The 19,082-nt window shown below is 74.7% G+C and carries 16 protein-coding genes; 5 read left to right on the top strand and 11 right to left on the bottom strand.

What is annotated here, in order from left to right; all coding sequences use genetic code 11:
- Nucleotides 1-166: 166 nt before the first annotated feature.
- The 5 genes from hpt to dacB form a co-directional block, all read right to left on the bottom strand.
- Complete coding sequence (hpt, locus tag ACFYE3_RS13240; RefSeq protein WP_058875281.1) at nucleotides 167-718, bottom strand: hypoxanthine phosphoribosyltransferase; 552 nt, start codon at nucleotides 716-718, stop codon at nucleotides 167-169.
- Entirely contained in the window at nucleotides 708-1,823 is a 1,116-nt protein-coding gene (gene tilS, locus ACFYE3_RS13235) for a tRNA lysidine(34) synthetase TilS (protein ID WP_387609903.1), read from the bottom strand. Before tilS ends, hpt begins: the two co-directional genes overlap by 11 nt.
- Nucleotides 1,820-2,299: a hypothetical protein gene (locus tag ACFYE3_RS13230; protein WP_058875279.1), complete on the bottom strand. Its 480-nt coding sequence runs from the start codon at nucleotides 2,297-2,299 to the stop codon at nucleotides 1,820-1,822. The genes tilS and ACFYE3_RS13230 overlap by 4 nt, the downstream gene beginning before the upstream one ends.
- Nucleotides 2,300-2,425: 126 nt before the next feature.
- Nucleotides 2,426-3,607, bottom strand: a complete 1,182-nt coding sequence (locus ACFYE3_RS13225) for a zinc-dependent metalloprotease (protein WP_387609900.1) — start codon at nucleotides 3,605-3,607, stop codon at nucleotides 2,426-2,428.
- Nucleotides 3,608-3,652: 45 nt separating this feature from the next.
- Nucleotides 3,653-5,113, bottom strand: a complete 1,461-nt coding sequence (gene dacB, locus ACFYE3_RS13220) for a D-alanyl-D-alanine carboxypeptidase/D-alanyl-D-alanine endopeptidase (RefSeq protein WP_387609897.1) — start codon at nucleotides 5,111-5,113, stop codon at nucleotides 3,653-3,655.
- Between the two features lie 256 nt (nucleotides 5,114-5,369).
- Here dacB and ACFYE3_RS13215 point away from each other — a divergent pair, with 256 nt between their 5' ends.
- The 4 genes from ACFYE3_RS13215 (at nucleotide 5,370) to ACFYE3_RS13200 (ending at nucleotide 11,374) form a co-directional block, all read left to right on the top strand.
- Entirely contained in the window at nucleotides 5,370-5,897 is a 528-nt protein-coding gene (locus ACFYE3_RS13215) for an inorganic diphosphatase (protein WP_368832683.1), read from the top strand.
- Nucleotides 5,898-6,367: 470 nt separating this feature from the next.
- Nucleotides 6,368-9,997, top strand: a complete 3,630-nt coding sequence (locus tag ACFYE3_RS13210; RefSeq protein ID WP_387609894.1) for a TM0106 family RecB-like putative nuclease — start codon at nucleotides 6,368-6,370, stop codon at nucleotides 9,995-9,997.
- Entirely contained in the window at nucleotides 9,994-10,656 is a 663-nt protein-coding gene (locus tag ACFYE3_RS13205; protein WP_368820888.1) for a hypothetical protein, read from the top strand. The genes ACFYE3_RS13210 and ACFYE3_RS13205 overlap by 4 nt, the downstream gene beginning before the upstream one ends.
- A 52-nt stretch (nucleotides 10,657-10,708) precedes the next feature.
- Nucleotides 10,709-11,374, top strand: coding sequence for a hypothetical protein (locus ACFYE3_RS13200; RefSeq protein ID WP_387609892.1), 666 nt, complete (start codon nucleotides 10,709-10,711; stop codon nucleotides 11,372-11,374).
- On the opposite strand, the gene ACFYE3_RS13195 is transcribed toward ACFYE3_RS13200, so the two are convergent.
- The 4 genes from ACFYE3_RS13195 to ACFYE3_RS13180 are packed head-to-tail and all read right to left on the bottom strand — an operon-like array spanning nucleotide 11,332 to nucleotide 14,993.
- Nucleotides 11,332-12,312: a glycine betaine ABC transporter substrate-binding protein gene (locus tag ACFYE3_RS13195; RefSeq protein WP_387609890.1), complete on the bottom strand. Its 981-nt coding sequence runs from the start codon at nucleotides 12,310-12,312 to the stop codon at nucleotides 11,332-11,334. The genes ACFYE3_RS13200 and ACFYE3_RS13195 overlap by 43 nt on opposite strands.
- Nucleotides 12,309-13,121 (bottom strand): ABC transporter permease, encoded by an 813-nt coding sequence (locus ACFYE3_RS13190; protein ID WP_387609887.1) that lies wholly within the window; start codon nucleotides 13,119-13,121, stop codon nucleotides 12,309-12,311. Before ACFYE3_RS13190 ends, ACFYE3_RS13195 begins: the two co-directional genes overlap by 4 nt.
- Nucleotides 13,118-14,347, bottom strand: a complete 1,230-nt coding sequence (locus ACFYE3_RS13185) for an ABC transporter ATP-binding protein (protein WP_387609885.1) — start codon at nucleotides 14,345-14,347, stop codon at nucleotides 13,118-13,120. Before ACFYE3_RS13185 ends, ACFYE3_RS13190 begins: the two co-directional genes overlap by 4 nt.
- Before the next feature lie 4 nt (nucleotides 14,348-14,351).
- The gene (locus tag ACFYE3_RS13180; RefSeq protein WP_368832689.1) at nucleotides 14,352-14,993 is read right to left on the bottom strand and encodes an ABC transporter permease; all 642 of its coding nucleotides are present in this window, start codon (nucleotides 14,991-14,993) and stop codon (nucleotides 14,352-14,354) included.
- A 148-nt stretch (nucleotides 14,994-15,141) separates the two neighbouring features.
- On the opposite strand from ACFYE3_RS13180, the gene ACFYE3_RS13175 reads away from it, so the two are divergent.
- Entirely contained in the window at nucleotides 15,142-16,566 is a 1,425-nt protein-coding gene (locus ACFYE3_RS13175; RefSeq protein ID WP_387609883.1) for a dihydrolipoyl dehydrogenase family protein, read from the top strand.
- A gap of 10 nt (nucleotides 16,567-16,576) precedes the next feature.
- Here ACFYE3_RS13175 and ACFYE3_RS13170 read toward each other — a convergent pair whose 3' ends face one another.
- A complete protein-coding gene (locus tag ACFYE3_RS13170) occupies nucleotides 16,577-17,578 on the bottom strand; it encodes an HAD family hydrolase (protein ID WP_387609882.1) in 1,002 nt (333 codons plus the stop codon).
- A 74-nt stretch (nucleotides 17,579-17,652) separates the two neighbouring features.
- Nucleotides 17,653-18,957 (bottom strand): serine--tRNA ligase, encoded by a 1,305-nt coding sequence (gene serS / locus ACFYE3_RS13165; protein ID WP_387609880.1) that lies wholly within the window; start codon nucleotides 18,955-18,957, stop codon nucleotides 17,653-17,655.
- Nucleotides 18,958-19,082: the final 125 nt, after the last annotated feature.

The following is a 19,082-nucleotide window of genomic DNA, read 5'->3' as shown; positions in this document are numbered from 1 at the left end:
GTGGATGATTGTCCGGGCCCCCTCGAGCCCGGGCCCGCCCAGGGCCGGGGGTCCAGGGGACGCAGACCTACAATGTACAGCCCGGGATCCGGGCTCCGCCCCGAACGGGCCGGGAGTTCCCTGTCAGCGGACACCCCGCCGGGGAACCGCCCGGCGGAGCGGCGGCTCACTCGTAGACGTGGGGCGCCAGGGTCGCGATGCAGTCGAGGTTGCGGTACTTCTCGGCGTAGTCGAGCCCGTAGCCCACCACGAACTCGTTGGGGATGTCCCAGCCCACGTACTTGACGTCGATGGAGGTCTTCGCCGCCTCGGGCTTGCGCAGCAGGGCGCAGATCTCCACCGAGGCCGTGCCGCGGGACTCGAGGTTGGCGCGCAGCCAGGACAGGGTCAGGCCCGAGTCGATGATGTCCTCGACGATGAGCACGTCCCGTCCCGTGAGGTCCGTGTCGAGGTCCTTCAGGATGCGGACCACGCCCGAGGACTTGGTCCCGGAGCCGTAGGAGGACACGGCCATCCAGTCCATGGGGTACTGGCCCTGGAGCGCCCGGCACAGGTCGGCCATGACCATCACCGCGCCCTTGAGCACGCCCACGAGCAGGACGTCCCGGCCCCGGTAGTCGGCGTCCACGGCGGCCGCCAGCTCGGCGATCCTCGTGTCGATCTCTTCCTTGGTGTACAGGACCTCGGTGAGATCCCCCTGGACGTCCTCAGCCTTCACGGCGCTCCTCGTGTGATGCGGATGCGGGTCGGGTGGCGCTCGCGGGCCGCGGGCGGACGAGCTCCAGGTGCCCCGGGCCACGGGTGCCGGCCGTCGGGCGGCGGCGCCACACCGACACCTTACCCGCCATCTGCACGGGCCCCGCGGCGCCGTGCCCCGCGGCGAACTCGTCCAGCGCGCCGAGCCGCTCGTAGGCCGGGGTCTGCCCGCCGGCGGCGACCACGGCCGCCGACAGGGCGCGGCGGCGCAGCGCGGCGTGCGCCGCCCGCACGGTGGCGAGGTCGAGGACGAGGGAGCCGGGCAGCTCCGGGGCGGCGGCGCGGGCGCGCTCGAGCAGCTCCCCCGCGGCGCGCTCGAGGTAGTCCGCGTCCGGACCGAGGATCGCCGCGGACCGGGCCAGGGCGCGGGCCAGCCCGGGGCCGAGCTCCTCCTCCAGCAGCGGGAGCACGCGGTGGCGGACCCGGGAGCGCATCAGGGTGGTGTCCCGGTTCGTGGGGTCGTGCCAGGGCTCGAGCTGCTCGGCGGCGCAGATCCGGAGGGTCTGCGCGCGGGAGAGGTCGAGGAACGGGCGGAGGTAGGTGACGCCGTCGAGCTCGCGCACGGGGGGCATCCCGGCCAGCGAGCGGGTGCCGGAGCCGCGGGCGAGGCCCAGCAGGACGGACTCCGCCTGGTCGTCCAGGGTGTGCCCGAGCAGGACGGCGTCGGCGCCCGTGCGCCCCACGACCTCCGCGATGCCCGCGTAGCGGGCGGTGCGGGCCGCCATCTCGGGCCCGCTCGCGTCCTGGCGCACGGTGACGGCGGTGACGACGACGGGCGCCAGCCCGGTCTGCTCGAGGGCGCGGGCGGCGCGGGCGGCGACCGCCGCGGAGTCCTCCTGCAGGCCGTGGTCGACCACCACGGCGCCCACGCGCAGCGTGCCGCGACGGGCGAAGTGGGCCGCGGCGGCGGCCAGCGCGAGCGAGTCGGGCCCGCCGCTGCAGGCGACCAGCACGAACGGGGGCTCCGAGCAGACCTGGGAGACGTGCTGCCGCACGGAGTCGAGCACGCGGCGCCGCCCCGCGGCGACGTCCGGGGACAGTCGGCCGCGGCGGGCGAACTGGGTCACCGGCGGGCGTCCTCGCGGTCGCTCGCGGCCTGCTGGTTCTGCGACTCCCGCACGGCCAGCCGCACGACCTTGGCGAGGGTCGGGGCGGTCTCGCCGAGCAGGTCCAGGGCGGCCTCGAGCTCGTGCCGCGGGACCACGTGGGCGAGGGCCGCCACGGCGTTGGTCTCGCTGTGGATGCCCGCCTGGATCTGCGTGGTGGACAGCACGGGCTGCGAGGCCTCGACCGCGGACAGGGTCTCCTCGATGTCCGGGGTGCCGATGCGCTGCTCCAGCATCACCAGGCGCTCGTAGACCGCCGGGTTGCCGATCTTGATCCGGCGGCCGCTGTTGAGCTGCGACAGCATGGGGGCGGAGAGGCCGAGGACCTCGGCCAGCCGCCGCTGCGTGATGCCGTAGGCCTGGACGACCGTGCCGAAGCGCTCCGACAGGGGCTGGCCGTACAGCTTGACCTGCTGTTCGATATTCTCTGTGCTCACGTAAAAATCTTGTCACACAATGGTGATCCGGCCTACCGCGTGTCGCGCTGTGAACGAGGACGGCGGGACGGGACGTCCCGGCCATAGTGTCTATGAATCTGCATGTCAAACGGGGGTGCGTGGCGTCTACCACATTCCGGGCGTCTCCGGGGCGGGAACGGCCCGGAGGGGCGGTGCGTCGGGGCCCAGCACGCGCTCGATCCAGCGCTCGGGGGCGTGGATCTCGGCCTCCGTGGGCAGGTGCTCCGGGGCCTCCCAGATCCGGTTGAACCGGTCCAGCCCCACGGTCCCCACCACGGTGGAGACGAACCGCTGGCCGTCGCTGTACTGGCGCATCTTCGCGTCCATCCCGAGCAGGCGCCGGACGAAGCGGTCCAGGGTGCCCTGCAGCTCGGAGCGCCGCTCGAAGCGCCGCCGGATCGTCTTCACGGAGGGCACCACGGAGGCGTCCACCCCGTCCATCACGAAGTTCGCGTGCCCCTCGAGCAGGCTCATCACGGCGGTGAGGTGGGAGAGCACCTCCCGCTCGCGCCGCCCCAGGAGCAGGCCCACCACGCCGAGGGAGGCTCTGGGCTCCTCCGTCCCCGAGCCGCGCCCGGGCAGGGAGCGGACCGCCTCCGTGAGCCGCGCTCCGAGGGTCTCGGCGTGGCCCATGAGGGAGTCGGCGAGCTCGTTGATCTGCTCGATCATGTGCTCGCGCAGCCACGGGGCCGCGGCGAACTGCACGCGGTGGGTCTGCTCGTGCAGGCAGACCCACAGCCGGAAGTCCTCGGGCTCGACGTTGAGCTCCCGCTCGACCGTGAGGATGTTGGGCGCGACGAGCATCAGCCGCCCGCCGGGGTGCCGCTGCGCGGCCACGGCGGAGACCAGCCCGGCGTAGGGGTCGTACTGGCCGAGGACCTTCGCGGAGAGGAAGCCGAGCACCGCGGCCATCTCCATGGCGGTGGCCGTGCCGCCGAGCGCGGTGGCGGCCGCGCCGAACTGCTCGGGACGGCGCCGGCGCAGGGCCTCGACCGCCGGCTCCATGAGCACCTCGAAGGCCTGGGCGTTGGCCTTCGACCACCCGGCGCGGTCCACGATCAGCACGGTGGAGTCCCGGAGGTCGCGCGCGGCCTCCAGGCCGGTGATCCGGTGCACGTGGTCCACCGACGCCTCGGCGTGGCGGCGCATGGAGGCCACGGCGGCCTGCATGGCCCGGGCGGACATCTTCGGCCCGGGTGGGGTGAGCCGGGCGGCGGCGGAGGCCGCGAGGTCCCACCGGACGATCCCGGGCGCCTCCGTCTCCGGCGGTCGTTGTGCTGTGCTCATGGCCTCATGCAACCACACGCGCCTGGGAGCACCCGGCGGGGGCCGTCACAGTCGGGCCAGGGCCGCCACCGCGCGGTCCACGGCGTCCCGGGCGGCGGCCGGGTCGGTGACCTCGTTGAGCACCACGGAGAACGTCAGCAGCCGGCCGCCGTCCGTGGTGACGTGGCCGCTGAGGGTCACCACGGAGTTCAGCGTGCCCGTCTTGGCCCGCGCCAGGCCCCGCCCGGGGCGCTCGGCGTCGTCGTCGAACCGGTCGGCGAGGGTCCCGCTGCCGCCGGCCACCGGAAGCGCCCGGGCGCCCGGCGTCAGCGCTCCCGTGGGGTCGGTGACCATGGCCCGCACGACCTGCTCGAGCGCGCGGGCGGGGATCCGGTTGCGCAGGGACATCCCGGACGCGTCGGAGAGCTCGACGCCGGACGTGCCGATGCCCTGCGCCTCGAGCGCCCCGGCCGCGGCGGCACGGCCGCCGGCGATGCTCGCGGGCCGGTCCGCGGCGCGGGCCGCGAGCCGCGCGAGGACCTCGGCGAGGTGGTTGTCGGACTCCTGCAGCATGAGCTCTGTCTGTTCGGCGAGGGTCGCGGACTCGACGGCGGCCAGCTCGGCCGCGCCCTCGGGCGCCCGGCCGGGCGCGACCTCGGGGACGGGCGCGGGCGCCCCGTCCGCGGCGAGCCGTGCCGCGAGCTCGGCCGCGAAGGCCTCGGCGACGTCCTGCGCCGCGTCCACGGGCCGCTCGTCCGACGGTCCCTCCCCGGCGGGCACGCGGTGGGACCAGAACGCCATGGGGGCGACGGGCCCGATCTGCCCCGCCGCCACGTCCTCCGCGGCCCAGTCCTCGTTGAGGGCCGGCCCGGGGAACAGGCCGGCGTCCCACCGCACGCCGGTGGGCACGGCCGCCCCGCGCTCGGCGAGCGCCTCGGCCGTCGCCTCCGCCAGGGTACGGATGCCGGCCCGGCCCAGCACGGCGTCCGGGTCGGAGCCGCCCGGGCTCAGCAGGGTGTCCCCGCCGGCCACCAGCACCACCGTGCCCGGCTCCCGCCCCCGGACCACCGTGGTGCGCAGCCGCTGATCGGGGTCGGCGTGGGTGAGCAGGGACAGCGCCGTGACGAGCTTCTGGTTGGAGGCCGGGACCAGTGGCGCGTCCGGGTCCCGCTCGAGCAGCGGCGCCCCGGTGAGGGCGTCGGCCACGAGGACGGAGCGCCGTCCGGCGGGAGCGCCGGCGAGCGCGGGGTCCACCGCCGCGGCCACCTCCGCGGCGCCGGGCACGGGGGCGGTCGGGTCGGGGGGCACGGCCCCGGCGGGGGTCGGCGCCTCCGCCGGGAGGACGCGGGCCGCCGGGACGTCGTCGCCGCCCAGGCCCAGCGCGGGGGCCCAGTGGGGGTGCAGCCAGCCCGCCACGCCCAGGCAGCCCGCGGCGAGCAGCGCCGTCAGGGCGCGGTGGCCGCGGCCGGCGCGGGCCCGCGGCCGCCGCTGCCCGGCGGGGGGACCGTGGCGTCGGGGACTGCTCATGCCCCCATTGTGGCCCGTGCCGCAGCCCAGCGGCGGCTCCTGCGCGGGCCCGGTGCGGCGCCCGGGCGGCTCAGTGGCGGTGCAGTGGCGGTGCAGTGAAGGCACCGTGGCGGGCCGGACGGTTACCGCCGCCCGCGGGGCCGCCGCTATCGTGGGTGTCGGATCTGCCCCACCCCGCCCGGGTGGTGCGGCCGTGCTCGGCCGCTGTCAGCCCTTTCCGGCCCGTCCGGGCCCACCCAGCACGAGGAGAAGCACCATGGAGTTGGACGTCACCATCGAGATCCCCCGGGGATCGCGCGTCAAGTACGAGATCGACCACGAGACCGGTCGCCTCCGCCTGGACCGCGTCCTGTTCACGTCGATGCAGTACCCCGCGCACTACGGCTACTTCGAGGACAGCCTGGGCGAGGACGGCGACCCCCTGGACGCCCTCGTGCTCCTGGACTTCGAGATCGTCCCGGGCGTGCTCGTGGAGTCGCGGCCCGTCGGCGTGTTCAACATGAACGACGAGGCCGGCGGGGACGCGAAGATCCTGTGCGTGTCCACGGACAAGCGCTACGACCACATCCAGGGTCTCGACGACATCGACGAGTTCAAGCTCAAGGAGATCCAGCACTTCTTCGAGCGCTACAAGGACCTCGAGCCCAACAAGTGGGTCAAGGGCGAGGGCTGGGAGGGCCGGGAGACCGCCGAGCGCCTCGTCGAGGAGGCCCGCGAGCGCTTCGAGCAGTCCCACTACGAGTCGGCCGCCGAGGCCGAGGAGAAGGCCCCGTCCACCGACTGAGCGGACGGGTGCGACGGCGGGGGCCGGGGACCGGACGGTCCCCGGCCCCCGCGCGTGCGGGGCTCCCGGCCCGGCCGTTCCCCCGGGCGCGACGTGACGTGACGTGAGCCCTACAGGGATTCCATGAATTTCGTTATATTGGGTTCGGCCGGCTCAGCCGGCCCGACGGCCCCAGGATGCATCCCCCCATCGGCATCCGGGCCGCCGACCGGGATCGAGGTCGCCGGAGCGCACCCGCGAGGTGCCCGGTGGCGGCGGGGGTCCCCCCACCCGCGCCGCATCCCATCGATCTCTCCCGGTCCATCCCGGCGGGCCGGTCACCGGCCCGCCGGGAGTCGGCCGGCAGGTCCGAGGACCTGCCGGCCGATCCTCGTCCTGCGCTCCTGGTCCCGCCCTCCTTGTGACGTCCGGTCCCTGTGGTTCGATGGACGCGGACCCGGGACGGACCCGGTGCCGTCGGAAGGATGCGCATGTTCCTGCTGGGCCCCGAGGCGGACCTCGTCTTCTCCGCGAGCGACCTCGTGCGCGCGGCCGAGTGCCCCTACGCGAGCCTGTGCGTCCTGGACGAGAAGCTGGGCCGGGCGCCCCGCCGGGCCCCGGGGCGGGACGCGATGCTCGCCCGCACGGCGGAGCTGGGCGACGCCCACGAGCACCGGGTCCTGGCCGCGCACCTGGAGGCGTTCGGCCCCTGGGACGCGGCGACCGGACGGGGCGTGCACGAGGTCCAGCCGGCCCGGCGCATGGACCGGGACGAGCTGACGGCCAAGCACGCCGAGTCCCTGGGCGTCCTGCGCGCGGGGGCCGACGTGGTCTTCCAGGCCTCCTTCTTCGACGGCCGCTTCCACGGCCGGGCCGACTTCCTCGTCCGCCGCCCGGACGGTGCGTACGCGGTGCACGACACCAAGCTCGCCCGGCACGCCAAGGTCACCGCCCTGCTCCAGCTCGCCGCCTACGCCGACCAGCTCGAGCGGGCCGGGGTGGACGTGGCCCCCGAGGTCACCCTGGTCCTCGGCGACCAGCGGGAGGCGGTCTTCCCCGTGTCCGAGCACCTGGCGGTCTACCGCGAGCGCCGGGAGCGGTTCGTCGCGGCCGCCGCCGCGCACCGGGCGCGGACCGGGCCCGTGGACTGGCAGGACGACGACGTCGCCCGCTGCGGCCGGTGCGAGCACTGCACCCGGGCCGTCGCCGCGCACCGGGACCTGCTGCTGACGGCGGGACTGTCCGTGCGGATGCGCCGCACGCTGCGCGACCGGCACGGGGTGCGCACCGTCGACGAGCTCGCGGCGCTGGAGGACCGCCCGCTCCCCGGCGCCGTGCGGCGGCTGCGGGACCAGGCGGCCATGCAGACCGGCCGGGGCGGGGAGGACGGCGCGGTCGAGTACCCGAAGGACGGGGGGACCCGCCGGGTCGCCTACCGGATCACGGCCACGGACCCGCTGCGGCGGCTGCCCGCCCCCGACGCCGGGGACGTGTTCTTCGACTTCGAGGGCGATCCGCTGTGGCAGGACCCCGAGGACCCGACGTCCTGGGGGCTCGAGTACCTGTTCGGCGTCGTTGAGCAGCCCCCCGCTCCCGGCGCCGCCCCCGTCTTCCGGCCGTTCTGGGCGCACGCCCGGACCCAGGAGCGGGACGCGCTGCGGGCATTCCTGGACTACGTGGCCGAGCGTCGCCGGCGCTTCCCCGGGATGCACGTGTACCACTACGCCAACTACGAGAAGGCGGCCCTGCGCCGGCTCTCGCTCGTGCACGCGGTGGGCGAGGACGCCGTGGACGAGCTGCTGCGCGAGAACGTCCTGGTGGACCTCTACGACACCGTGCGGGGAAGCCTGCGGCTGTCGGAGAGCTCGTACTCCATCAAGAAGCTGGAGCCGCTCTACATGGGCGAGCACCTGCGCACCGGGGACGTCGTGGACGCCGGTGCGTCGGTGGTCGCCTACGCCGACTGGTGCACGGCCCGGGAGGCCGGGCGGGAGGACGCCGCGGAGCGGCTGCTGGCCGGGATCGCCGACTACAACGCGTACGACTGCCTCTCGACCCTGCGGCTGCGGGACTGGCTGCTGGGCCTCGCCGGGATCTCCCCGGACCCGGCGGACCACCCGCCGCGCCCCGCCCAGGAGCGGCTCGAGCTGCCCGAGGAGCTGCCGGACGCCGGGATGACGGGGGCCGAGCAGCGCCTGCACGAGCATCTGGACGACCCGGCGGCGCGGGGCGCCCTGACGGAGGAGCAGCGCACGGCTGTCGCGATGGTCGCCTCGGCCACCGGCTACCACCGGCGCGAGCGCAAGCAGTACTGGTGGTCCCACTTCGACCGTCTCGAGGGCCCTGTGGAGGACTGGGAGGACACCCGCGACGTGTTCGTGGTCCGGCGCGCGGAGGTGCTCGAGGACTGGGCGAAGGACCCGGCCAGGCGCAGCAGCGCCGCACCCACCCGGCTCCTGCGCCTGGCGGGCCGGTTCGGCGAGGGCTCCACCCCGAAGCCGGGCACCACCGGGCTGTTCCTGATGTACGGGGCCCCCGTCCCCGCGCACCTGGCCGACGACGCCGCCCCGCGCGGCAGCGGCCGCGCCGGGGACTGGACCGCCGCGCTCGAGAACGTCGAGGAGCACGAGGACGGCACGGCGGTGCTCACCGTGCGCGAACGGCTGAAGAAGCCGCGGGACGCCCCGGCCCCCGAGCCCTGGGCGGAGCTGCCGATCGCGCTGGGCCCGGCCCAGCCGATCGCCACGCGCCCCCTCGAGGAGTCCCTGCAGACCCTCGCCGCGCGCACGGCCGACGCCCTGCCGGGACTGCCCGGGCAGCCGGGTGTCGAGCTGCTCCGGCGCCGGGCGCCGCGGCCGGCGGACGGCGGCCCCCTGCCCCGTCCGCACGACGGCCCCGACGGCACGATCGACGCCGTGGTGCAGGCCCTGCGCTCCCTCGACCGCAGCTTCCTCGCCGTCCAGGGACCCCCCGGCAGCGGCAAGACGTATCTCGGCTCCCACGTGATCGGCCGGCTCGTGGAGGCCGGCTGGCGGATCGGCGTGGTGGCGCAGTCCCACGCGGTCGTCGAGAACCTCCTCACCGGGGTGCTCGAGAAGGGCGGGGTCGCCCCCGAGCGCGTCGGCAAGAAACCGCCCTCCGGCCGGCCCGCGGACCGGGAGGCGCCGTGGCGCGACGTCCCGGGAAAGGACTTCGCCGCGTTCCTGGCGGAGGGCGGCGCCGTGGTGGGCGGCACCGCGTGGGACTTCTCCAATGCCAAGCACCTCGAGGACGAGGCCCTGGACCTGCTCGTCGTCGACGAGGCCGGGCAGTACTCGCTGGCCAACACCCTGGCCGTGTCCCGCGCCGCGCGGCGTCTGCTGCTGCTGGGCGACCCGCAGCAGCTGCCGCAGGTCTCGCAGGGCACCCACCCCCTGCCCGTGGACGAGTCGGCGCTGGGCTGGCTCTCCCACGGCTCGCCCACGCTGCCCGCCGAGCACGGCTACTTCCTGGACCGCACCTGGCGGATGCACCCGGCCCTGTGCGCACCGGTCTCCGAGCTCTCCTACGCCGGGCGGCTCGGGTCCGCCCCGGCCGCGAGCCGCCGCGAGCTCACCGGCGTGGCCCCGGGGCTGCACACCTGCTACGTCGAGCACACCGGCAACCGCACGGCCTCGCCCGAGGAGGCCCGGCGCGTCGTGGAGCTGGTCCACGAGTTCGTCGGCACGCCGTGGCGCTCCGGACCGGGGCTCCCCCCGGAGGCGCTGACGCCCGAGGACGTGCTCGTGGTGGCGGCGTACAACGCCCAGGTCGAGCTGATCGGCCGGGAGCTCGGCGCCGCGGGTCTGCGGGACGAGGACGGCCGCGGGGTCCGCGTGGGCACCGTCGACCGGTTCCAGGGCCAGGAGGCCCCCGTGGTGATCGTGTCGATGGCCGCCTCCGCCGCCGACGGCCCGCGCGGCATGGAGTTCCTGCTCTCCCCCAACCGGCTCAACGTGGCGGTCTCCCGGGGGCAGTGGTGCGCCGTGGTGGTGCGCTCCCCCGCCCTGACGGACTACCTGCCCGCCACCCCGGAGGCGCTGCAGGTGCTCGGCCGCTTCACGCGGCTGTGCCGCCGCGGACGGACCGCGGGGCTGCCGTGAGCCCCGAGCGCGTGCCCTACGTCCTGCACTTCGAGTCCAGGACGGTGGTGCTCGGCGAGCCGGCCCACCTCGAGGAGCTGGACTCCCTGCTGCGGCGCGCCGACGTCCCGACCCGCCCCACCTACTGGCACGGCATGCGGCAGGACGATCCCGGGGCGGCGCTCAACAGCGTGGGCACCGACCTCACCGCGGAGCAGTTCTGGGACCGCGTGGACGCCGGGGCGTTCGCCGCCGCCCGGTGGCCCGTGGACCTCGACGGCCCGCTCTACCTCCCGGCGCCGCCCCCGTGGCTGCAGCGCGCCCGGGCGTGGGAGTACGACCCCCTGGCGCCGGCCCTGGGCGCGGCGGCACCGGGCGGGTGGCTGCGGGCCCCGGGCTGGGCCGGCACCGAGAACAACGACGCCGGAGCCCCCGTGGGACTGCTCCAGCTGACCGACCCGGACTCCTTCTGGGTGCTCGGCTCCGACGCCGACCTGGCGGAGGTCGCCGCCACGGCCAAGGAGCTGGCACCGTTCCGGCAGGGCTTCGACCGGCTCACCGCCTACTTCGGCCCCGACGACCGCATCGGCTGCCTGCGCCTGCCGGTGGTGTGCCGGGAGCCCCTGGAGGACGAGCTCATCGTGCAGGGGGTCGACATCGAACCGCGCTTCTGGGAGTGAGTCCCCGCCGCGCCCCCGCTCCCCCGCGGCCCCCGTGCCCGATACTGGGACCGTGTACGTCGTGACCCTGGACCAGCGCCGCCGCGAGGCGGGCGACCTCGTGCCGGGCCTCCTGCGCCGCCTCGCGGACCTCGAGACCGTGGTGCCGTTCCAGCGCGCCCGGGCGCACGCGGTCCAGGGCATCACCGCCGAGCCCGGCGCCGCGGTCGCGGCCGCGCTCGCCGGGCTGCGCGGCGGGACCTGGAGCGTGGGGATCGGGGTGGGACCGGTCCGGCTCGAGACGGCTACCGACCCGGAGGGCCGGACGGGCCTGCGCGCCGACGGCCCCGGGACGGTGCACGCGCGCCGCGCCGCCGAGGCCGCCACCGGGCGGGTGCCGGTGCGCGTGGCCGCCGACGACGCGCCGGCCGCGGCGCAGGCGCAGTCCGTGCTGCGGCTGCTGGGCCGGATCGTGGCGGAGCGCAGCGACGCGGAGTGGCGTGTGGTCGACCTGCTCGTGCCCGGGGCCCGTGGCCAGCAGAAGGTCGTGGCCGCCGAGCTCGGCATCTCCCCGCAGGCGGTCTCCAAGGCGGTGGCGCGCTCCCTGTGGCAGGAGGAGCAGGACGCCCGCCCCGCGGCGGCCCGGCTGCTGGGCCTGTGCGCGCCGGCCCCGGACGGGCCGGCGGGCGGAGGGGCTCAGGGCTCGACGATGAACCCCTCGGAGAGCATCCACTCGTAGGCGACGTCGGCCGGGTCCCGTCCCTCGACGTCCACCTGCCGGTTGAGGTCCTGCATCACGTCGTCGGTGAGCGCCGCGGCGATCGGCTCCAGGACCTGCTCGAGCCCGGGGAACTCGTCCAGCAGCTCGGTGCTGAAGACGGGGGCCGCGTTGTAGGCGGGGAAGAACTGCCGGTCGTCCTCGAGGACGGTGAGGTCCAGTGCCGGGATGCGGCCGTCCGTGGAGAAGACCTCGCCGAAGTTGCACTCGCCGTCGTCCGTGGCCGAGTAGATGGCGCCGGTGTCGTAGATGCCGATGTTGTCCTCGGGCACCTCGCTGCCGCGGTCCAGGTCGTAGTGGGCGAGCAGGGGGGTGAGCCCGTCGCTGCGGGAGTTGAACTCGGACTCCACGCAGAACGTCCGCTCCTCCTCGGGCAGGCTCGCGATGTCCGAGACCGTCTCCAGGTCGTGGGCCTCGGCGTACTCGGAGCGCACGGCCATGGCGTAGGTGTTGTTGAGGGCCGCCGGGGCGCCCCACGTCAACCCGTTGTCGAGGTCCGCGTCGTGCACGGCCTGCCACTGCTCCTGCTGGTCCGGGATGCCGGTCTCGTTGCCCATGTACGTCAGCCACGCCGTGCCGGTGTACTCGAACGTGAGGTCGGCGTCCCCGGTGAGCATGAGCTCCCGCACGGGCTGGGAGCCGGGGACGTTGGTGATGTCCTCCGTCTCGAAGCCCGCCGCCTGCACGGCCAGCACCGCGACCTTGCCGAGGATGAGCTGCTCGGTGAAGTTCTTGGACGTCACCCGCACCTCGGTGTCCTCGGCGCCCGCGACGGGCTGGATGGAGCCGGGCTCGGCGGCGGGCACGTACGCCGTGGAGGGCTCGAGCCCGCAGCCGGTCAGGAGCAGGCCGGCGCCGGCGAGCAGCAGGGCGCCGCCGGCGGCACGGGAGGTTCTCATCGCAGTCCTTTCGGGCGCGCGACGTGCTCCACCACACGGCCGACCCAGTCGATGGCGAGCGCGAGCAGCGCCACGAGGATCGACCCGGCGATCAGCACCCGCACGAGGTTGAGGTTGACCCCGGTGGTGATCAGCAGCCCGAGCCCGCCGCCGTTGACGAACGTGGCCAGGGTCGCGGTGCCGACCACCAGGATCAGGGCGGTGCGCACGCCGGCCAGCATGACCGGCACGGCCAGGGGGAGCTCGACGCGGAACAGGACCGAGACGGCGCTCATCCCCATGCCGCGCCCGGCCTCGACGAGGCTGCGGTCCACGCCGTCGAGGCCGACCATGGTGTTCTTCAGGACGGGCAGGATCGCGTAGACGATCAGCGCGACGACGGCCGCCCGGAAGCCGAAGCCGAACCAGAAGGCGAACAGCACGACGAGGCCCACCGCCGGGGCTGCCTGGCCGATGTTCGCCAGCGCGATCACCGGACCGGTGAGGAAGCGCAGCGGCCTCCGGGTCAGGAGGATGCCCACCGGGATCGCGACGAGCAGGACCACCACCGTGGCCACGACCGTCAGCTGCAGGTGCTCCACGGTGTAGCTCCACAGCGACGCGGGGCTCAGGGTCACGGCCTCCGTCTCGGTCAGCTCCGCCGTGGACAGCCACAGCACGAGCAGGCCCAGCGCCACGAGGATCGTCAGGGGCTGCAGGAGCAGGCCCTTCCAGGTGCGCTGGTCGGGGTCGGCCGTGGACGGGCGGGGCGCCGGGGCGTTCCCGGGGTCCTGCTCCGCGGCGGCGGGGCGCTCGGTCTGCGCGCTCATCGGTCCCCGCCCCCCGAGCTCGCGCTCACCGCGGGCATCTCGCCCGTGTTGTGGCCGAGGGGCGCGTCCTCCGCGGCCACGGCCCGCCGGGCCTCGGTGATCGCGGCCATGACGGTCTCGACGTAGATGACGCCCTCGAACCGGTCCCGCGCTCCCACCACGAGCGCGGCGCCGGTGCTGGAGACGAGCATCGTGTCCAGGGCGTCGTTGAGCGTGGCACCCGTGCCGACCAGGGGCAGGCGGTCGTTGCGCTCCCCGGGGACGGTCTCGAAGCGCTCGAGCTGCCGGCGGGACGGCCACGACAGCGGCCGGCCGCGGTCGTCGACGACGACGACGTCCCGGGTGCCCGCCTCGTCGATCCGCCCGAGCACCGCCCGGACGTCCTCGCCGGGACGGGTGGTCACCGCGGGGACGAGGTCGACCTCCCGGACCCGGGTGAGGGTGAGCTGCTTGAGGCCCGCGCCCGAGCCGATGAAGTCCTCCACGAACTCGTCGGCCGGCTCGGCCAGGACCCGTTCGGGGGCGTCGTACTGGACGATCCGGGCGCCCTCGTCGAAGACGGCGATCCAGTCGCCGAGCTTGACCGCCTCGTCGAAGTCGTGGGTCACGCACACGATGGTCTTCTGCAGCTCGTGCTGGATGTTGATGAGCTCGTCCTGGAGCCGCTGCCGGGTGATGGGGTCCACCGCCCCGAACGGCTCGTCCATGAGCAGCACGGGCGGGTCCGCCGCCAGCGCCCGGGCCACGCCGACGCGCTGCTGCTGGCCCCCCGAGAGCTCCCTCGGGTACCGGTCGCGGTAGACGGCCGGGTCGAGGGAGACGAGCTCGAGCAGCTCGTCCACGCGGGCTGCGATGCGCTGCTTGTCCCAGCCGAGCATCTTCGGGACCATGCCGATGTTGGTGGCCACGCTCATGTGCGGGAACAGCCCGCCGGCCTGGATCACGTAGCCGATGCCGCGGCGCAGCTCGTCGCCGTTCATCGAGGTCACGTCCTGGCCGTCGATGACGATCCGCCCCTCGGAGGGTTCGATGAGCCGGTTGATCATCTTCAGCGTGGTGGTCTTGCCGCAGCCGGAGGGACCCACGAGCATGACGATGCTGCCCGCGGGGATCTCGAGGGTCAGGCCGTCGACCGCGGCCCTGGCCTGCCCGGGGTAGCGCTTGGAGACGTTCTCCAGCAGGATCCGGGCCCCGGTGACGGAGGAGTCGGTACGGGGGGTGGTCACGGAGTCAGACACGGATACCTCGCGATGTGGTGAGTCGGCCGAGCAGCACGAGCAGCCCGTCCAGGATGAGTGCGACGACGATGACGGCGACGACGCCGGTGACGACCGACGCGAAGGAGTTGGCGCCCCCGAGCCGCGACAGCCCCGAGAAGATGAAGCCGCCCAGACCGGGGCCCAGCACGTAGGCGGCGATGGCGGCCACGCCCATCACCATCTGCGCCGAGACCCGCATGCCGGCCTGGATGACGGGCCAGGCCATCGGCAGCTCCACGCGCAGGAAGGTCGCCGACCGGCTCATGCCGAGTCCGCGCGCGGCCTCGACGGTGGCCTGCGGGACCCCGGCGAGCCCGACGAGCGCGTTGCGCAGGACGGGGAGGACGGCGAAGAAGGTGACCACGACGACCGCGGGGGTCACCCCGAATCCCAGGGGGGCGATCAGCAGGCCGATGAGCGCGAAGGACGGGATGGTCAGCCCCACGGCGGAGACGTTGTTGGCCACGGTCGTGAGCCGGGACGAGCGGTAGCACAGCGCCGCGAGGGCCACCGCGAGGACCGTGGCCAGGACCAGGCACTGGACCACCAGGGAGAAGTGCTGCCAGCTGGCGAAGAGGATCTGCTCCCACCGGTCGGACACGTACTCGATCACGGCACGCCTTTCGGTCGTCGTCGATGACGTCGTCACCCGGTCTGCCGGTCAGGCTATCACCCCGCTTTCGTGGATGTGATGCGCCTCACACCCACGGGGTCGCCGCGGAGCTGTTGTCCGGCGGCACGCTCGTTGGCAGACTCGGGGCATGGCACAGCCCGAGGACGCGTACGACGTCGTGGTGATCGGCGGTGGTCCCGTCGGCGAGAACGCGGTCCACCGCGTGGTGCGGGGCGGGCTGAGCGCCGTGCTCGTGGAGGCGGAGCTCGTGGGCGGGGAGTGCTCCTACTGGGCGTGCACGCCGTCGAAGGCGCTGCTGCGCCCCGGGGCCGCCGTCGAGGCCGCCCGCGGGGTCGCCGGAGCGGCGGAGGCCGTCACCGGCCCGCTGGACACAGCGGCGGTGCTGCGCCGCCGGGACGGGTTCGCGGCCCACTGGGACGACGCCGGCCAGGTCGAGTGGCTGTCGGGGGTCGGCGTGGACCTGGTCCGGGGCCGGGGCGCACTGGCCGGGCCCCGGCGGGTCCGGGTGACCGCCGAGGACGGCGGCGTCCGGGTCCTGGAGGCCCGGCACGCCGTGGTGCTGGCCACGGGCTCGCGGCCGGTCGTGCCCCCGGTCCCGGGGCTCGCGGACGTGCCGTTCTGGGGCACGCGGGACGCCACCGCCGCGCAGGAGGTCCCCGGGTCCCTGGCGGTGCTCGGCGGGGGCGTGGCCGGCACGGAGCTGGCGCAGGCCTTCGCCCGCCTGGGCTCCCGGGTCACGGTGGTCGCCCGCAGCCGGCTGCTGAGCGCCTTCCCGTCCACCGCCGCGCGGCTGGTCGCCGAGGCCCTCGAGGCCGAGGGCGTCACGCTCGTCGAGGGGCGGGCCACGGAGCGGGTCCGGTCCGTCGGCGGCGGCGTCGAGCTCGTCCTCGAGGGCGGCGGGACCGTCTCCGCGGAGCGGCTGCTGGTGAGCACGGGGCGGCGGCCCGCCCTGGCGGGCCTGGGCCTCGAGGAGCTCGGCCTGGACCCGGCGGCGCTGCGGGTCGACGGCTCGGGCCTGGTGGCGGGCGCGGAGGGCGCCTGGCTCTACGCCGCCGGGGACGCGGCGGGCGGGCCGCTGCTGACCCACCAGGGGAAGTACCGGGCGCGCGCCGCCGCGGACGCGGTCGTGGCCCGCGCGACCCGCCGGCTGGGGGCGTCCGCTCCCCCGTGGTCCCCGTTCGCGGCCACGGCCGACGGGTGCGCCGTGCCTCAGGTCGTCTTCACCGACCCCGCGGTGGCCTCCGTGGGCCGTTCCGCCGAGCAGGCCCGCGAGGACGGCCTGGACGTGGACGTCGTGGAGCACGCCATCGACGTGGCCGGGGCGCTCCTGCACCGCGACGACTACCGCGGCTGGGCGCAGCTGGTGGTCGACCGGCGGCGCCGGACCCTGGTGGGCGCGACCTTCGCCGGCCCGGACGTGACGGAGCTGCTGCACGCGGCGACCGTCGCCGTGGTCGGCGAGGTGCCGCTGGAGCGGCTGTGGCACGCGGTGCCCGTCTTCCCCACCATCAGCGAGGTCTGGCTGCGGCTGCTCGAGGAGTACGGGCTGTGAGCCGCGGGCCTCAGAGCAGCGAGCGCAGGATGCGGGCGACGCCGTCCTCGTAGACCGTGTGCGTCACCTCGTGGCACGCGGCCGCGACCTCGTCCGGGGACTGGCCCATGGCCACGCCGCGGGCGGCCCAGTCGAGCATCTCGATGTCGTTGCGGCCGTCGCCGACGGCGACCGTGTGGGACGGGTCCACGCCGAGCCGGCGGCGGATCTGCTCCAGGGCGCTGGCCTTGGAGACGCCGTTGGCGGCGATGTCGAGCCAGGCGCTCCAGCCCACGGAGTAGGTGACGCCGTGCAGCCCGGCCTCGTCGATCGCCCGGGCGAACTCCTCCGGGGTGTGCTCCGTGCTGTACACCACCATGCGCACGGCCTTCATCCGCGCCAGCTGGTGCAGGTCCACGCCGATCGCCTCGATGCCGAAGGACGCGTCCTGGAAGCGCTCGGTGGAGTAGAAGGACCCGTCCTCGGTCTCGAGGGCGAACTTCGCGGTGGGCAGGCGGTGCTCGAGGGCCTCGAGGGCCTGGCCCGGGTCGAAGGAGACGCACTCGAGCACCCGGTGGTAGTCCGGCAGCTCCGGGTCCAGCTGGAGCGTCATGCCCCCGTTGGAGCACACGGCGTAGCCGCGCTCCTGGCCGATGAGCTCGACCACGGGCAGCGTCGCCCCCTTGGAGCGGCCGGTGGAGATGACCACGTGGTGGCCGGCCTCGAGCACGGCCTGGGCGGCCTCGCGCACCGGACGGGACATGTGGCCGTCGTGGTCGACGAGGGTTCCGTCGACGTCGAGGGCCACCAGGTACTGGACGCCCGCCTCCTTCTTCCACCCGTTCGAGCGGGGAGGCTGGATCTTGAGGGGGATCCGGACGTCTGCGGCGGAGCGCGCGGGCGCGGTGGTGCCGCCGGCCGTGTCGCTGAGGTCTTCCGAGTGCTCGACCTTCAGCGGGACGGTGGAGTTGATGCCGACGAGTTCGTGCTGGTCCTCGGTGCCAGCGGTCTTTTCTTTTGTCATGCGGGACATGGTGCCACATCACACCGACAGGATGGCCGAGATTTCGATGTGAGATGAACGGGAGCCGAACACCGTCCGGCGGCTCAGCGACGGACGGGGATGACCTCCTGGCCGCGCAGATAGGGGCGCAGCGCCTCGGGGACGCGCACCGAGCCGTCGGCCTGCTGGTGGGTCTCGAGGATGGCGGCCAGCCAGCGGGTGGTCGCCAGCGTCCCGTTGAGGGTGGCGACCGTGCGGGTGCCGCCCTTGCGGACCTTGCCGGCGGGGTCCGTGGTCTCGGGCAGCCGCTCCCGGATGTTGAGCCGCCGCGCCTGGTAGGTGGTGCAGTTCGACGTCGAGGTCAGCTCCCGGTACTTGCCCTGGGTGGGGACCCACGCCTCGCAGTCGAACTTGCGCGCCGCGGAGGTGCCGAGGTCCCCGGCGGCGGTGTCGATCACCCGGTAGGCGAGCTCGCACTTGGCGAGCATCTCCTCCTCCCACGCGAGCAGCCGCGCGTGCTCCGCCTCCGCGTCCTCCGGGGAGCAGTAGACGAACATCTCGAGCTTGTTGAACTGGTGCACGCGGATGATGCCCCGGGTGTCCCTGCCCCCGGAACCGGCCTCGCGGCGGTAGCAGGAGGACCAGCCGGCGTAGCGCAGCGGCCCGTCGGAGAGGTCGAGGATCTCGTCGGCGTGGAACCCGGCGAGGGGCACCTCCGAGGTGCCCACGAGGTAGAGCTCGTCCTTGCCGACGTGGTAGATCTCGTCGGAGTGCGCGACGTCGAAGCCCGTGCCGCTCATGATCTCGGGGCGCACGAGGTTCGGGGTGGTCATGGGGATGAACCCGTTGTCCACGGCCTGGTCCTGGCCCATGAGCAGCAGGGCGGTCTCGAGCCGGGCGACGTCCCGCTTGAGGAAGTAGAACCGGGCGCCGGAGACCTTGGACCCCCGCTCCATGTCGATGCCGTCCACGAGCTCGCCGATCTCGAGGTGGTCCTTCGGCTCGACGCCCTCGGCGGCGAAGTCGCGGGGCTCCCCGACGGTCCTGAGCAGGACGTAGTCGTCCTCGCCGCCCGTGGGGACGCCGTCGAGGACGAGGTTGTCCACGACCGCGACGAGCTCGTCCTGCCGGGCCCGGGCGGCCTCCGACGCCGCCTGCGCCTCCTTGACCCGGGCGGCCAGCTCCTTGACCTCCTCGAGCAGCGCCTGCTTCTGCTCGCCCCGGGCCCGGGCCACCTGCTTGCCGAAGGCGTTCTGCTCGGCCCGCAGGGACTCGTACTCGGTGATCAGGTGGCGGCGCTCGACGTCCGCCTCCAGGATCCGGTCGATCAGGGCGTCGTCCGCCCCGCGGGCGCGCTGCGAGGCGCGGAAGACGTCGGGGTTCTCACGGAGCTGGTTGATGTCGATCACCCTGACAGGGTACCCAAGTCCCCAGGAGGCGACCGGGTTAGGGTGGAGGCCCATCGCGATCCGCCCGGCGCCCGGGCCCGCGGCGTCGTGCCGCGGCATCACCGCACGGTGCCACCGGTCCCCGG

The organism is Kocuria arenosa, assembly GCF_042879215.1.
In the GTDB taxonomy this organism is placed as follows: domain Bacteria; phylum Actinomycetota; class Actinomycetes; order Actinomycetales; family Micrococcaceae; genus Kocuria; species Kocuria arenosa.
This window is presented reverse-complemented; position numbering and strand designations above follow the sequence as displayed.

Excerpts from the sequence above, each read along its gene's own strand:
- ACFYE3_RS13225 (WP_387609900.1), bottom strand. The coding sequence starts at position 3,607 with ATGAGCACAGCACAACGACCGCCGGAGACGGAGGCGCCCGGGATCGTC.
- ACFYE3_RS13210 (WP_387609894.1), top strand. The coding sequence starts at position 6,368 with ATGTTCCTGCTGGGCCCCGAGGCGGACCTCGTCTTCTCCGCGAGCGAC.
- ACFYE3_RS13170 (WP_387609882.1), bottom strand. The coding sequence starts at position 17,578 with ATGTCCCGCATGACAAAAGAAAAGACCGCTGGCACCGAGGACCAGCAC.
- ACFYE3_RS13215 (WP_368832683.1), top strand. The coding sequence starts at position 5,370 with ATGGAGTTGGACGTCACCATCGAGATCCCCCGGGGATCGCGCGTCAAG.
- dacB (WP_387609897.1), bottom strand. The coding sequence starts at position 5,113 with ATGAGCAGTCCCCGACGCCACGGTCCCCCCGCCGGGCAGCGGCGGCCG.
- ACFYE3_RS13190 (WP_387609887.1), bottom strand. The coding sequence starts at position 13,121 with ATGAGCGCGCAGACCGAGCGCCCCGCCGCCGCGGAGCAGGACCCCGGG.
- ACFYE3_RS13195 (WP_387609890.1), bottom strand. The coding sequence starts at position 12,312 with ATGAGAACCTCCCGTGCCGCCGGCGGCGCCCTGCTGCTCGCCGGCGCC.
- ACFYE3_RS13175 (WP_387609883.1), top strand. The coding sequence starts at position 15,142 with ATGGCACAGCCCGAGGACGCGTACGACGTCGTGGTGATCGGCGGTGGT.